Below are 14,783 nucleotides of genomic sequence, written 5' to 3'. Positions count from 1 at the left end.
GGTTTATTCCTTGTGGTACGCCGTGGCGCGGGCGACTTCTTCTTTCGAGCCGAGGAACACCGCTACGCGTTGGTGCAGGCCTTCAGGCTTGATATCGAGAATGCGCTGGTGACCGTCGGTGGAAGCGCCGCCTGCCTGTTCCACCAGGAACGACATCGGGTTGGCTTCGTACATCAGGCGCAGTTTGCCCGGTTTGGACGGCTCGCGGCTGTCGCGCGGGTACATGAACAGACCGCCACGGGTCAGGATGCGGTGCACGTCGGCAACCATCGCCGCGACCCAACGCATGTTGTAGTTCTTTTTCAGCGGGCCTTCTTCACCGGCCAGCAGTTCCGAAACGTAGCGCTGTACCGGAGCTTCCCAGTGACGCTGGTTGGACATGTTGATGGCGAATTCCTGGGTAGATTCAGGAATGGTGATGTCTTCGTGGGTCAGGACGAAGCTGCCCATTTCGCGGTCCAGGGTGAAACCCTTCACGCCGTTACCCAGGGTCAGGATCAACATGGTTTGCGGACCGTAGATCGCGTAACCGGCCGCGACCTGCTGGGTACCTGGCTGCAGGAAGGCCTTTTCGTTCAGGGCTTCGTTCTGGCTCAGGTATTCGTTCGGGCAACGCAGCACGGAGAAGATGGTGCCGACCGGAGCGTTGATGTCGATGTTCGACGAACCGTCCAGCGGGTCGAATACCAGCAGGTAGGCGCCTTTCGGGTATTTGCCCGGGATCTGGTAGGCGTTGTCCATTTCTTCGGACGCCATGCCGGCCAGGTGACCGCCCCATTCGTTGGCTTCGAGCAGGATTTCGTTCGACAGCACGTCGAGCTTCTTCTGCACTTCGCCTTGCACGTTTTCCGTGCCCATGCTGCCCAGAACACCGCCCAGGGCGCCTTTGGACACGGCGTGGCTGATTTCTTTACAGGCACGCGCCACCACTTCGATCAGGAAACGCAGATCGGCAGGAGTGTTGTTGCTGCGGGTCTGCTCAATCAAATAGCGACTCAGGGTAACGCGGGACATGGACGGCTCCGGTGGAATGGGGGGCTAAAAACCCGCGCAGTTTACAGGGAGTCTGAAACCGTAGCGAGCAATGACGCCCGGTAACGTGCGTCGGGTGCAATTCCTGCTATCAGACGTGATCGAACCGAGAGAGTTCAGGCACCGGATTCAGCGTAGTTGGAAACCCGACGGGTGTAGAGGCCACACCCGTCATATTCAGGACTTGGCCGGCGGCTTGCGCAGCAGACTGAACGCCATCGCCGCCAGAAACAGCACACTGAGCAGCAACACCGCCCACAGGCCGAACTTCTTCCAGTGGGTGTCCGCCGTGGCCGAGGTGGTGGCCGTCGAAGTCTGGGTCGCCAGCGCTTCGCCCTGCACCGTGGCCTTGCCCAACGTGGCCAGTTTCTCCGGTTTGAAGTCGGGGATCAGCGTGGTCAGCGGCAGGTTCGCCGTCTTCACGGTCGGATTGCCCAGCGCCAGGCTGTACGGTCCTTCGCCGCGCGCGAGGAAGATCACCTGAGTGGCGCGCACCGCGTATTTCACGCTCGGCGCCTGCTCGCCGAGACCGCCGCCGCGCTCGTCGACCGTCAGTTTCAACTGCTGCACGGTCTGCCCGTAGAGCTGCAATTCGTTCTGCACCACGTCCTGGCCGTTCTGGGTCAGACGATAGAGCAAGCCGCTGCTCAGCGGTTGCCACGGCAGACTGCTTTCGCGACGCCCCGACAGCGTCACCGGTGCCAGGCTGTTGGCCTGCTTCAGTTCGACCTGCACCCGCTCGATGTTCAGCCCCATCGGCAATTGCCAGGTGTATTCCCCGGCCTTGCCGCTGCTGCCGGCCAGCGCCGGCGACCAGAGCAATGGCAGCGGCAGGTTGCGCGGGTCGCTGCTTTTCAGTTGCGCAGACGTCAGCACCGGCGCCGAAGCCGGCGAATCCCACAGCAGACGCAGATACCGCGCCGATTGCCCCGGCAGCGCCACTTCATGCTGCTCGACCCGTTCGTCGGCAAACGTCAGGCGCGCGACCTGGCCTTCGCCCCAGGGTTGCCAGTGCTGCAGATCATCACTGGCTTCGATGCTGAAACGCTGGAAGCCGTCGCGCTCGCTGGTCCAGTCGAGGATCAGTTGCTGCAACGGCGCCTTGATCGCACTGGCATCGAGCAGCCAGCCGCGCAGCACTTCTTCCCCGGCTTCCAGCTGACTGGACGGCTGCACTTCCACCAGCGTGCCGGTGGTGGTGGATTGCACGCGAACGCTCGGCGCGCGCTCGGTGGCATCCGCCGAGTTGTACAGCGGGAACCACTTCACCTCATGCAACTGGCCGTCGTCGCGGGTCTGTGCTGATTCCCGGGCCAGCGCATAGGCCTGCGGTTCTCCGGCGGCGTTGAACACTCGCAGATCGCTGAGATCAGTCTGGCGCGCCTGCAACTGCACGCTCAGCGGCAGTTCGAGGCGATACCACGGACCGGAACCACTGACCGACAACGGCACCTGCGCGGCGAAGTCCGCCGGTTTTTCCTGGGCGCCGGCCGTCATGGCCACGCCCAGCAACAGCCACCCGAGATTAAGCTTGCGACTCAAGACGACACTCCTTCGGTTTCCGGGGCCGGTTTGTCCGCCGCCGGTGCAGCGTCGACGCGTTTGGGCGGCAGCGGCGCAAAATAGCCCACCACCAGCAGCAACACGCCGACGCCGATGAACGAGACGATCCGGGCCAGTCCGCCACGGTTGCTCAATTCGACAAAAATCAGTTTGGCCACCACCAGCGCAATCAGCGCCGCGCCGATCAGCCAAACTTCGCGGCGATGGCGCAGGTGCCCGCCGATCATCAGCCCGAGCGCCATCAGCGTCCAGACGATGGACAGACCGGCCTGCACCAGCATCGATTCGAGCAGCAGATCCAGCTCGAACGGAATACCCGCCCAATGATGCGCGGCGCGGGTAACCAGCGCGGTGCAGAACGCGAACAGCGAAACACCGGCAATCATTTGCGTCGCGTAAGCCGCGTAATCCTGACGGATCGACAGCTCGGCCACGGCGCTGCGCGACCAGACGTAGACACCGAACAGCGCAAACAGCAGACCCAATTCCAGCGGGTTGAGCAGCGGCACATAAGGCAGCGGTTCGGCGTTGCCATCACTCACGCCATTGGCCAGCCAGAACCAGACCAGCATCAGCACCGCCAGCGGCGCCGCCGCGTACAGGCGGTATTCGCGAGGGAACGCCGCCACCGGCCATGGCCAATTACGCGGCGCAGCCATCAGCAACAGATACACGCTCGGCAGAATCGCCCAGCCCAGCCAGCGCCAGGCGTTGTATTGCTCGGACAACAGCAGCAGGCCGTAGCGCAACTCCAGCGCCAGCACGCCGATCAGCAGCCAGCAACCGAGCACATGCGCCGTGCTCAAGGCCCGCGCCGGCAACATCGGCGCCAGACGCCGCAGGCTGATGAAATGCACAACGAACACCGCCGCCCAGGCCAGCCAGCCGAAATCCGCCGCCGGGTGAAAGCGAGAATGCCACGCACCGAGCAACACCAGTCCGGCCGCCGGAATCAGCACGGTGCAGAACAACCCGAGCGACGGCCATTTCAGGCGCAGTGCCAACAGCGTCCACAACGCGACGCTCAGCGCGGCCACCAGCAGCAACAGCGGCGCCTGCAGATTCAGCGGCGCAAACCGCAGCACTTCGCTGACCCACGCCAGCGCCCACCAACCGGCGCCCCACACCAGCAATACTTCGGACAGGCGCTGCAGGCTCAGCACGTCGAACGCCGAGGCGTGATTGCCCAGTTGCAGGCGCCACGCCCCGATCATCGCCGCCAGCCCCAACACCAGTGGCGTCCAGAACCCGCCATGGGCCAGCGGTCGCAGACCCTCGCTGGACAACGGCCCGAGCAACTCGGGGCCGGCCAGCAAAAACGCTGCGCCGCCGATCAGTTGCAACAGCAGACCGAAAACAAAACTCACGCGCTGCTTGAGGTACAGGCTGAGCCAGATGATCAGCAAGCCACTGGCCGCCCACACCGCACTCGCGGTCTGCCATGGCAGCACGAACAACACCGCCAGATTGATCAGCACCAGACCCGCCAGCAGCACCACCGACAATCCGCGCAGCAGACGAACATCGCTGCGCACCATCTCGTCACGCGCCGCCAGCAGCATGCCGGCGATCAGTGCCAGACCGATCAGCGATGCGCTGAGCAGACCGCTCCAACCGGCGCTGAACACGGCCGCCGAATCCTCGCCCGCCCCTTGCAGGCGCAACAGGAACAACGCACCGCCCAGCAGTTGCACGGCAAACGCGGTGAACAGGAAGGTGCGCGATTGCAGGCGCAAGCCGACGAACAAGGTCACCAGACCGGCCAATGCCCAACTGATCGCCGTGCCGTGGGTGAAGAAAAACAGCGGCGCCAGCAGATACAGGAAGGTCAGCCCCAGACACGCCAGCACCGGCAAGCCCTGACGCTCCCACGGCGAGGTTTGCTCCGGCGACGCCTTGCGCAATTGATAGAAGCTGAACAGCAACGCCGCGCCGAGCATCAATGATCCCAGCGGCGCTCCGTCGAGCAGACTGCTTTCGCCAACGCGCAACTGACTGAGAAACGCAAGCGCCGAACCCAGTTGCAGCAGCAACGCGAAGGCCCGGGCCAACGGCCGTTGCTGACGCAAGCCCAGCCAGAAAATCCCCGCGCCCTCCACCGCCCAGGCGGCGGATGTCCAGCGCGCATCCAGCCCCAGCGGAATCGCCAGGCTGGCGAAAATCACCCCCAGCGCCAGGCAAGTCTCGCCCAGCAACAATGCGCGGCCACCCATCAGCACTTTGGCGAGGGCCATATAAATCATGCCCAGCGCCAACGCACTGAACGCAGCGGCGAATTCCAGATGCTGGACCAGCGCGAATTGCAGGCCGAAACCCACCAACGGCGGACCGAACAGCATCGTCCCATCGACGTAGTCGCCTTTGCGCGCCGACCAGTGCAGCAGCGCCTCACGATCGCCATCCGCCGGGGCGTCCGGCATGTCCAGCAACTTGCGTCGGGCGAACAGCAGGCCGATGGCCAGGTACATCAGGAAGAACAGCATCAGGAACGGCTCGGTGCTCCACAGCAGCTCTGGCGTGTAGGAACGCAAGCCCCAGGCGAAACCGATGCCGAAGGTCCCAACGAAGCCGATCAGGTTGAGCACGCGCCACGCCTTGAACCAGGCGATGGCCAGGATGCCGGCGTTGAGCAGCGCGAAATAACTGAACAGCGCGACATGATTGCCGGCGCCGGTGGAGGTCAGGATCGGCGCAGCGAAACCGCCCAGCGCGGCAACGCAGGCCAGGGCGAGGGAATCCTGGGTGATGGCCAGAATGGCCGAGAACACCGTCACTGCCACCAGCAATCCCAGCGCGGCAGACGGATCGAGCAGCGGGTGCAGGCGCATCGCCGCAAACACCGTCAGGTACAACACCGCGATCCCGGTGCCTTGCAGCATCAAGGCGTAGCTGCTGTTGCGATGGCGCAACCACCAACCCAGCGCCAGCAATCCCAGCGCTGCCGCCGCGACCCCGGCGTAACGCAATTCGATCGGCACCACCATGCCTTCGGTGGCGTAGCGCAGCAGGAACGCCAGACCGAAAAACAACAGCACCACGCCGACCCGCAGCACGGTGTTGCCACCGAACAGCCAGTTGCGCGCCGCGCTGATGCCGCGCTCGATAAGGTTCGGGCCACGAGGTTCGGCGGGCGGTTGTGATTCGCGGGTGACGGGGTCCGGGCGCCAGGCATCGACCGGCAGCGGCTGATTGAGTTCGCTGGCGGCGACGGCGACAGGTTCGAGTTCGGGTGGCAGTTCCCAGACCAGCTCGGGTTCTGCGGCAGAGGGTTGTTCAAATACCGTGACGGGTTCAACGATCGTTTCGCTGGCCGGCGCGACACTCGGCGGCGCTGGCGAATGCGCCGGAGCGCCCTCCAGCAGAAACAGTCGCTGTTCGACGCCCTGCAACGCGATCTTCGCGTGATCCAGCTGACGCTGTTGCTCGGCAGCCTGTGAACCGAGCCGCGCGATACGCATCGCCTGCCCGATGGCGAGCCCCAGCAGCGCGCCCAACAGCGCATCGCTGAACGACTCGTCGAGCAGCCAGCCGAGCAGCAGCCCGATCAACATGAACATCCATTGCATGGTCGATATCCCTGAGCAGCCCCGTGACGGGGCGGAACCAAGGCTCAGTATATCGGCCCGGCCCAACAATCGTGGGGCCGGGCGCACATTTGTCGCTAAAAGTTACTCCAGTGCCTTCCAGATATCCGTGGCGTACTCGCGGATTGTCCGGTCGGAGGAGAACCAGCCCATGCGCGAGGTGTTCAGCACCGCCGAACGCCACCAGCTGTTGGCGTCGTGCCAATGGGCATCGACTCGCATCTGCGCATCCCAGTAGGAGTCGAAATCGGCGCAGACGAAGAACCGGTCGTAATCCACCAGCGAATCGATCAGCCCGGTGTAGCGCGACGTGTCGTCCGGCGAGAACACCCCGCTGCGAATCGCCTGCAACACATCGTTGAGGCGATGGGAGGCGGCAATATCCGGCAAGGCGCTGAACTCATGGTTCTGCTTGCGCGCTTCGACCTGCTGGGCGCTGAGACCGAAGATGAACATGTGCTCGGCGCAGATGTTTTCGCACATCTCCACGTTGGCGCCGTCGAGGGTGCCGATGGTCAGCGCACCGTTCAGGCCGAACTTCATGTTGCTGGTGCCCGAGGCCTCGAAACCGGCGGTGGAAATCTGCTCCGACAAGTCCGCCGCCGGAATGATGCTTTCCGCCAGGCTGACGTTGTAGTTGGGCAGGAACACCACTTTGAGCAGGCCGCGCACGGTCGGGTCGTTGTTCACCACCCGGGCGATGTCGTTGGTCAGTTTGATGATCAGCTTGGCCTGGTGATAACTCGCCGCTGCCTTGCCGGCGAAGATCTTCACGCGCGGCACCCAGTCGACTTCCGGCTCGGCGCGGATCGCTTGGTACAGCGCGACCGTATGCATGAGGTTGAGCAACTGACGTTTGTATTCGTGGATCCGTTTGACCTGCACGTCGAACATGGCCGCCGGATTGACCGCGATCCCCAGCCGTTCATGGATCAGGTAAGCCAGGGCCTTTTTGCTGTGCAACCGTTGCTCGGCGAAGGCTTTGCGGAAGGCGGGTTTTTCGGCGAACGGTTCAAGATCGAGCAGACGCTGCTCCGGATTATCCAGAACATCCGCGCCGAGAGAATCGACCAGCATCGACGTCAGTTCCGGGTTGGCCTGGTACAGCCAGCGGCGGAAGGTGATGCCATTGGTCTTGTTGTTGATCCGCTCCGGATACAGCTTGTGCAGTTCGGCGAACACGGTTTTGCGCATCAGCTGCGTGTGCAGCCCGGACACGCCGTTGACGCTGTGGGAACCGAGAAACGCGAGGTTGCCCATGCGCACCCGACGGCCGTTGTCTTCCTCGATCAGCGACACCGCGCGCAGCACGTCGAAATCGTGGATGCCCTTGGCCCGCAGCGAATCGATGTGCTGGGCGTTGATCAGGTAAATGATCTGCATGTGCCGCGGCAGCATGCGTTCCATCAGCCCCACCGGCCAGGTTTCGAGGGCTTCGGGCAGCAGCGTGTGGTTGGTGTACGACAGCGTATCGACGGTGACTTGCCACGCCGCGTCCCAGGCCACGTCGTAGACGTCGACCAATTGGCGCATCAGTTCGGCGACGGCGATCGAGGGGTGCGTGTCGTTGAGCTGGATCGCCGCGTGATCGCCGAGGGTCAGCACCGAGGTGTGCATGTTGCGATGGCGGCGCAGCAAATCCTGAAGCGACGCGGCGACGAAGAAGTATTCCTGACGCAGGCGCAGTTCCTGTCCGGCTTCGGTGCTGTCCGCCGGGTAAAGCACGCGAGAGATACTTTCGGCCCGGGCCACTTCGGCGACGGCGCCGAGGTGGTCACCGGCATTGAAGCGCTCCAGGTGCAGGTCCTCCATCGCCCGAGCCCGCCACAGGCGCAAGGTGTTGACGCTCGCCCCGCGCCAGCCGACCACCGGAGTGTCATAGGCGATTGCCCGGACGGTTTCCGCCGGATGCCAGACTTGTCGGGACTTGCCGCTGGCATCGGTGACGGTTTCGACGCTGCCGCCAAAGCCGATCGGATAGACCACCTCGGGCCGCTCGAACTCCCAGGGGTTGCCGAAATCCAGCCAGTGCTCGGTCTGTTCCTGCTGCCAGCCGTCGACGATGGCCTGGCGGAACAACCCGTGCTCATAACGAATGCCGTAGCCGTGGCCGGCGATGCCGAGGGTCGACATGCTTTCCATGAAGCACGCCGCCAGCCGTCCGAGACCACCGTTGCCCAGCGCCGCATCAGGCTCCAGGATGCGGATGCGCTCCAGATCGACGCCCAGTTCGGTCAGCGCTTCACGGGCGACGTCCAGCAGACCGAGGTTGCTCAGGCTGTCGTACAGCAAGCGGCCGATGAGGAATTCCAGCGAGAGGTAATACACCCGCTTCTGGCCTTTGCGATAGATCTGCCGGGTGTGGTCCATCCAGTGCTCGACCATGTGATCGCGCGCCGCCAGGGCGATGGCTTCGAACCAGTCATGGTCGAAGGCGTGATCCGGGTCTTTGCCCACCGCGTAGGTGAGTTTGGTCAGGACGGCGTCGCGGAATGCGGCCACCTCTGCTTCGCGAACTAGTGGTTCTTGAGTCATCGATAGGACCTCGAGCGAGCGGGGAATTGTCAGAGCCTAGACGGTCTGACCGACGGTAGGGACTCTGGTTCGGCAGTTTTTCCTGAGAGTGAGACTTCGTCCGGCAATACCCTGGCGAATGCGGTAATGAATGCAGGGGCCGTGCCGAATTGTCGGACGATGTTCGCGCGTGAAGAAAAAATCTGGCGAAAGGTTGTTCAAAAATCCACCAGTCCCGGTATGATCGCGCGCCCTGATGCACACGCCTGGTAAACACCGATGATGAAGCCCAACCTGATCGCCGCAGCCGAGATCGACCGTCTCGATACCTGGGCCAAATATTCGGCCCCGATGTGCGGCTCGTGCGTTTCCAGCTGCTGCACGCTGCCGGTCGAGGTCAAGATCAAGGATCTGGTGCGCATCGGTGTGGTCGACGAGTTCGAACTGGGCGATCCGCCGAAGAACATCGCCAAGCGTCTGCAGAAGGAAGGCCTGGTCGAGCGCTTCAACCAGAAGTCGGGGATCTTCACCCTGCAGCGCATGAGCAACAACGATTGCTACTACCTGGATCGCAAGAGCCGCCTGTGCACCATTTATGACAAGCGCCCGGACACCTGCCGCAACCACCCGAAGATCGGCCCGCGCCCGGGTTACTGCGCGTACAAGCCGAAGGAAGTGGAACGGGTGCAGAATTCGCGGTCGATCGAGCGCTTCTGATCCCGCTTGAAATGTTCGGCGGCTGATCGGCCGCCATCGCTGGCAAGCCAGCTCCCACAAAGGTTGCTGGTGATCGAATAAATTGTGTTCCACCCCAAAACCCTGTGGGAGCTGGCTTGCCAGCGATGGGGCCCGCACAAACACCGCATAAATCCCGGACAAACAAAAACGCCCCCGGTCTCTCGACCGGGGGCGTTTTTTTAAGCCTGGGCTAAATTACGCCTTGGCTTTCTTGGCAGCGCGGGTACGCTCGCTTTCGTCCAGGATCTTCTTGCGAAGACGGATGGACTTAGGAGTCACTTCGCACAGCTCGTCTTCCTGGATGTATTCCAGAGCCTGTTCCAGGGTGAAGCGAACAGGTGGGACCAGAGCGATGGTTTCGTCTTTACCCGAAGCACGCATGTTGTCGAGCTTCTTGCCTTTGGTAGGGTTCACACCCAGGTCGTTGTCGCGGGAGTTCTGACCAACGATCTGACCGTTGTAGATCTCCTGGCCGTGTTCTACGAACAGCTTGCCACGAGCCTGCAGGGTTTCCAGGGAGTAGGTCAGTGCCTTGCCGGTTTCAACCGAAACCAGAACGCCGTTCTGACGGCCGGACATGTGGCCCGACTTCACTGGAGCGTAACGGTCGAAGATCGAGGTCAGGATGCCAGCACCGTTGGTCAGGGTCAGGAACTGGTTACGGAAACCGATCAGACCGCGAGCAGGGATGTTGTATTCCAGACGAACACGGCCTTTGCCATCCGGCACCATGTTGCTCAGGTCGCCTTTACGCAGACCCATTTCTTCCATGACCTTGCCCTGGGATTCTTCAGGGATGTCGATGGTCACGTTTTCGAACGGTTCCTGCTTCACGCCGTCAACTTCACGGATGATCACTTCAGGACGGCCCAGGGCCAGCTCGAAGCCTTCGCGACGCATGGTTTCGATCAGTACCGAGAGGTGCAGCTCACCACGGCCGGATACCTTGAACTTGTCAGCCGAGTCGCCTTCTTCAACGCGCAGTGCAACGTTGTACAGCAGCTCTTTGTCCAGACGATCCTTGATGTTACGGGAGGTCACGAACTTGCCTTCTTTACCGCAGAATGGCGAGTCGTTTACCTGGAAGGTCATGGAAACGGTTGGCTCGTCAACGGTCAGAGGCTTCATCGCCTCGACGTTGTTGATGTCGCACAGGGTGTCGGAGATGAACAGCTCGTCGAAACCGCTGATGCAGACGATGTCGCCAGCTGCTGCTTCTTCAACGTCAACGCGGTGCAGACCGTGGTGACCCATCAGCTTCAGGATACGACCGTTGCGGCGCTTGCCGTCGGCGCTGATAGCGACAACCGGGGTGTTCGGCTTGACGCGACCACGAGCGATACGGCCAACACCGATAACACCCAGGAAGCTGTTGTAGTCCAGAGCGGAGATCTGCATCTGGAACGGACCGTCACGGTCAACAGCCGGAGGCGGAACGTGGTCGACTACCGCCTGGTACAGCGCGGTCATGTCTTCGCCCATGGCGGTGTGGTCCAGACCGGCGATGCCGTTCAGGGCCGAAGCGTAAACAACCTGGAAGTCCAGTTGTTCTTCGGTGGCGCCCAGGTTGTCGAACAGATCGAAGATCTGGTCCAGAACCCAATCAGGACGCGCGCCCGGACGGTCAACCTTGTTGATGACCACGATTGGACGCAGGCCGGCTTCGAAAGCCTTCTTGGTCACGAAACGGGTTTGCGGCATAGGGCCGTCTTGAGCGTCGACCAGCAGCAGCACGGAGTCAACCATGGACATTACGCGCTCGACTTCGCCGCCGAAGTCGGCGTGGCCCGGGGTGTCCACGATGTTGATGTGGTAGCCGTTCCAGTTGATGGCGGTGTTTTTCGCCAGAATGGTAATGCCGCGCTCTTTTTCCTGGTCGTTGGAGTCCATCACGCGCTCGTCGTTGAGCTCGTTGCGCTCCAGGGTGCCGGATTGACGCAGGAGTTTGTCTACCAGGGTGGTCTTACCATGGTCAACGTGGGCAATGATGGCGATGTTGCGTAGATTTTCGATCACTTGTGTATCTCGATCAGAGGATTCGGTTTGCTGACAAGTCTTGGCAGCGATTGACAGTAGTGTCCGGCATGGCCGTTACAGCTTGACGGCGGTGTCGGGGGGCCGGTGACGCAGGCCACAGGCAAACAGCCCCGGGCACTTAGCTCGGTCGATAAACGCGCACATTGGCATGCCCCTCACTGAGCAAATGGTGAGCATGCAGGCGACTCATCACGCCTTTGTCGCAATACAGCAGGTACTGGCGAGTAGGGTCCAGTTCCTTGAAACGAGCGTTCACTGCGTAGAACGGCATCGTCTGTACCTCTATGCCAGCGAGCTCCAGCGGGTCATCCTCGGCGGCATCCGGGTGACGGATGTCGATGACGATCTGACCGGCCAGCGCTTCGCTGACTTCTTCGATCTGCAAATCCTGGCCCAATTCGTCGATCACCCGATCGATCGGCACCAGTCTGGCGTTTGCGAGCGCACGCTCGAGCACCGCCATGTCGAATTCCTGCTCTTCGTGCTCGACCCGGCCACGCTTGGCGGCGGTCTTCGGGTTGACCGAGATGACGCCGCAGTATTCCGGCATGTGCCGGGCGAAATCACCGGTACCGATCTGGTCGGCCGTGTCGATGATGTCCTGCTTGTGGGCGACGATCAGCGGTCGCAGCACCAGCTTGTCGGTGACGCAATCGATGACCGACAGGTTCGGCAACGTCTGGCTCGACACCTGGGAAATCGCTTCGCCGGTGACCAGCGCATCGATGTGCAGGCGTTCGGCAATGCTCGACGCTGCGCGCAACATCATACGCTTCAATACGACGCCCATATGACTGTCGTCGACCTTGCCGAGAATTTCGCCCAATACTTCTTCGAACGGAACACTGACAAATAGCACGCGTTGCGAGCTGCCGTACTTCTTCCAGATGAAATGCGCGACTTCCATGACGCCCAATTCGTGGGCACGACCGCCCAGATTGAAGAAGCAGAAGTGCGTCATCAGGCCGCGACGAAGGATCTGGTACGCGGCAACCGTCGAGTCAAAGCCGCCGGACATCAGCACCAGCGTCTGCTCCAGCGCACCGAGCGGGTAGCCGCCGATGCCATTGTGCTGGCTGTGGATCACGAACAACCGTTTGTCGCGAACTTCAATGCGGACTTCGATTTCCGGCTGTTTCAGGTCGATTCCGGCGGCACCGCACTCACGGCGCAGCTTGCTGCCGACGTATTTTTCGACGTCCATCGAGCTGAACGCATGCTTGCCCGCACGCTTGCAGCGCACCGAGAAGATCTTCCCGGCCAGCGCATCGCCGTAGTGCTGTTTGCACTTCTCGGTGATGTCGTCGAAGTCACCCAGCGGGTACTCGTCGATCTGCAGAAAGTGCGCGATGCCCGGCATGCAGGTGAGGCGTTCGCCCATCTCTTTCAGGGCCTTGGGGTCGGTGACGCGGGTTTCCAGCTCGAGATTGTCCCACACACCGTTCACCACCACGGCCGGGTCCAGGTCGCGGAGCACGGTGCGGATGTTCTTGGCCAGCTGGCGGATGAATTTCGTCCGGACAGGTCGGCTTTTGATGGTGATCTCGGGGAAGACTTTTACGATTAGTTTCATGAAAACAGCGCGCGCAGGGCCAGCCGAAAAAGGGGGGCGCGGATTATAGCGGAAATTGCTCAAGGTTTAACCAGTTAATGTGCAGAAGGTTTTGCACGCACCAAAACGGGTCGTTTTGCGATTTGAGCGCTACATTAAAGGGCGAGATTTTCGCCTCTAAGGCGCTTTCGACCTTTAGAAGCGTGAATTTGGGGCAAAAAACCCATGCTGGGGCACTGGCATGCAATTTGCTCCCTTGTGAGGCAGGTTGCCTTGGCAGAGTATTCGCGCCGGCATCACCACTATTAAGGGCATCCACTACCCGCCCTAATTCACCCGGAGGACACTATGTCGAAGTCGGTTCAACTCATCAAAGATCATGACGTCAAGTGGATTGATCTGCGCTTCACGGACACCAAAGGCACTCAGCACCACGTGACCATGCCGGCTCGCGATGCGCTGGAAGACGACTTCTTCGAAGTTGGCAAGATGTTCGACGGTTCCTCCATCGCTGGCTGGAAAGGCATCGAAGCCTCCGACATGATCCTGCTGCCGGACGACGAAACCGCCGTTCTGGACCCGTTCACCGAAGAGCCGACCCTGATCCTGGTCTGCGACATCATCGAACCTTCGACCATGCAAGGTTACGATCGCGACCCGCGCGCCATCGCCCGCCGCGCCGAGGAATACCTGAAGACCACCGGTATCGGTGACACCGTATTCGCCGGCCCAGAGCCAGAGTTCTTCATCTTCGACGAAGTGAAGTTCAAGTCCGACATCTCCGGTTCGATGTTCAAGATCTACTCCGAGCAAGGCTCGTGGATGTCCGACCAGGACGTGGAAGGCGGCAACAAAGGCCACCGTCCAGGCGTGAAAGGCGGCTACTTCCCGGTTCCGCCGTTCGACCACGACCACGAAATCCGCACCTCCATGTGCAACGCACTGGAAGAAATGGGCCTGACCGTTGAAGTTCACCACCACGAAGTGGCAACTGCCGGCCAGAACGAAATCGGCGTCAAGTTCAACACCCTGGTGAAGAAAGCCGACGAAACCCAGACCCTGAAATACGTTGTACACAACGTTGCCGACGCTTACGGCCGCACCGCGACCTTCATGCCGAAGCCGCTGTACGGCGACAACGGTTCGGGCATGCACGTTCACATGTCCATCTCCAAAGATGGCAAGAACACCTTCGCGGGTGAAGGCTATGCCGGCCTGTCCGACACCGCCCTGTACTTCATCGGCGGCATCATCAAGCACGGTAAGGCCCTGAACGGCTTCACCAACCCGGCCACCAACTCCTACAAGCGTCTGGTGCCAGGCTTCGAAGCGCCGGTCATGCTGGCCTACTCGGCTCGCAACCGTTCCGCCTCGATCCGTATTCCTTACGTCAACAGCCCGAAAGGCCGTCGTATCGAAGCCCGCTTCCCGGATCCGGCTGCCAACCCGTACCTGGCGTTCGCAGCGCTGCTGATGGCCGGTCTGGACGGTATCCAGAACAAGATCCACCCAGGCGATGCTGCCGACAAGAACCTGTACGACCTGCCGCCTGAAGAGGCGAAAGAGATCCCGCAAGTTTGCGGCAGCCTGAAAGAAGCCCTGGAAGAGCTGGACAAGGGCCGTGCGTTCCTGACCAAGGGCGGCGTGTTCTCCGACGACTTCATCGACGCTTACATCGCGCTGAAATCCGAAGAAGAAATCAAGGTCCGCACCTTCGTACACCCACTGGAATATGAGCTGTACTACAGCTGCTGATCCGGTAG

8 protein-coding genes are annotated in these 14,783 nt (G+C 61.5%); 2 read left to right on the top strand and 6 right to left on the bottom strand.

Translation table 11 applies throughout. The features are described from left to right. Nucleotides 1-3: 3 nt before the first annotated feature. The 4 genes from KJY40_RS02730 to KJY40_RS02715 form a co-directional block, all read right to left on the bottom strand. A complete protein-coding gene (locus KJY40_RS02730; protein WP_085698074.1) occupies nucleotides 4-1,014 on the bottom strand; it encodes a class 1 fructose-bisphosphatase in 1,011 nt (336 codons plus the stop codon). 195 nt (nucleotides 1,015-1,209) lie between these two features. After that, entirely contained in the window at nucleotides 1,210-2,574 is a 1,365-nt protein-coding gene (locus KJY40_RS02725; RefSeq protein WP_230734818.1) for a DUF3999 domain-containing protein, read from the bottom strand. Next, nucleotides 2,571-6,161 carry a DUF2339 domain-containing protein gene (locus KJY40_RS02720; protein ID WP_230734817.1) on the bottom strand — a complete coding sequence of 1,197 codons (3,591 nt, stop codon included), beginning with the start codon at nucleotides 6,159-6,161 and terminating at the stop codon, nucleotides 2,571-2,573. Before KJY40_RS02720 ends, KJY40_RS02725 begins: the two co-directional genes overlap by 4 nt. 102 nt (nucleotides 6,162-6,263) lie before the next feature. Continuing rightward, nucleotides 6,264-8,714, bottom strand: coding sequence for a glycogen/starch/alpha-glucan phosphorylase (locus KJY40_RS02715; RefSeq protein ID WP_230734815.1), 2,451 nt, complete (start codon nucleotides 8,712-8,714; stop codon nucleotides 6,264-6,266). A gap of 258 nt (nucleotides 8,715-8,972) precedes the next feature. Between KJY40_RS02715 and KJY40_RS02710 the strand changes: the two genes are divergently transcribed. Further along, nucleotides 8,973-9,410, top strand: coding sequence for a YkgJ family cysteine cluster protein (locus KJY40_RS02710; protein WP_007952500.1), 438 nt, complete (start codon nucleotides 8,973-8,975; stop codon nucleotides 9,408-9,410). A gap of 216 nt (nucleotides 9,411-9,626) precedes the next feature. Here KJY40_RS02710 and typA read toward each other — a convergent pair whose 3' ends face one another. Both typA and thiI read right to left on the bottom strand, forming a co-directional pair. Beyond that, entirely contained in the window at nucleotides 9,627-11,447 is a 1,821-nt protein-coding gene (typA, locus tag KJY40_RS02705; protein WP_007952502.1) for a translational GTPase TypA, read from the bottom strand. A 139-nt stretch (nucleotides 11,448-11,586) separates the two neighbouring features. Then, nucleotides 11,587-13,041: a tRNA uracil 4-sulfurtransferase ThiI gene (gene thiI / locus KJY40_RS02700; RefSeq protein WP_011332034.1), complete on the bottom strand. Its 1,455-nt coding sequence runs from the start codon at nucleotides 13,039-13,041 to the stop codon at nucleotides 11,587-11,589. A 327-nt stretch (nucleotides 13,042-13,368) separates the two neighbouring features. Here thiI and glnA point away from each other — a divergent pair, with 327 nt between their 5' ends. Continuing rightward, entirely contained in the window at nucleotides 13,369-14,775 is a 1,407-nt protein-coding gene (glnA, locus tag KJY40_RS02695) for a glutamate--ammonia ligase (protein ID WP_011332032.1), read from the top strand. Nucleotides 14,776-14,783: the final 8 nt, after the last annotated feature.

This window comes from Pseudomonas fitomaticsae, assembly GCF_021018765.1.
GTDB classification, from domain to species: domain Bacteria; phylum Pseudomonadota; class Gammaproteobacteria; order Pseudomonadales; family Pseudomonadaceae; genus Aquipseudomonas; species Aquipseudomonas fitomaticsae.
Note: the sequence above shows the minus strand (reverse complement) of the source record. Positions and strands in the feature narration are given on the sequence as shown.

Bases quoted from the DNA above. Each gene is read 5' to 3' on its own strand.
- KJY40_RS02730 (WP_085698074.1), bottom strand. From the start codon at position 1,014: ATGTCCCGCGTTACCCTGAGTCGCTATTTGATTGAGCAGACCCGCAGC.
- KJY40_RS02720 (WP_230734817.1), bottom strand. From the start codon at position 6,161: ATGCAATGGATGTTCATGTTGATCGGGCTGCTGCTCGGCTGGCTGCTC.
- KJY40_RS02715 (WP_230734815.1), bottom strand. From the start codon at position 8,714: ATGACTCAAGAACCACTAGTTCGCGAAGCAGAGGTGGCCGCATTCCGC.
- KJY40_RS02710 (WP_007952500.1), top strand. From the start codon at position 8,973: ATGATGAAGCCCAACCTGATCGCCGCAGCCGAGATCGACCGTCTCGAT.
- thiI (WP_011332034.1), bottom strand. From the start codon at position 13,041: ATGAAACTAATCGTAAAAGTCTTCCCCGAGATCACCATCAAAAGCCGA.
- glnA (WP_011332032.1), top strand. From the start codon at position 13,369: ATGTCGAAGTCGGTTCAACTCATCAAAGATCATGACGTCAAGTGGATT.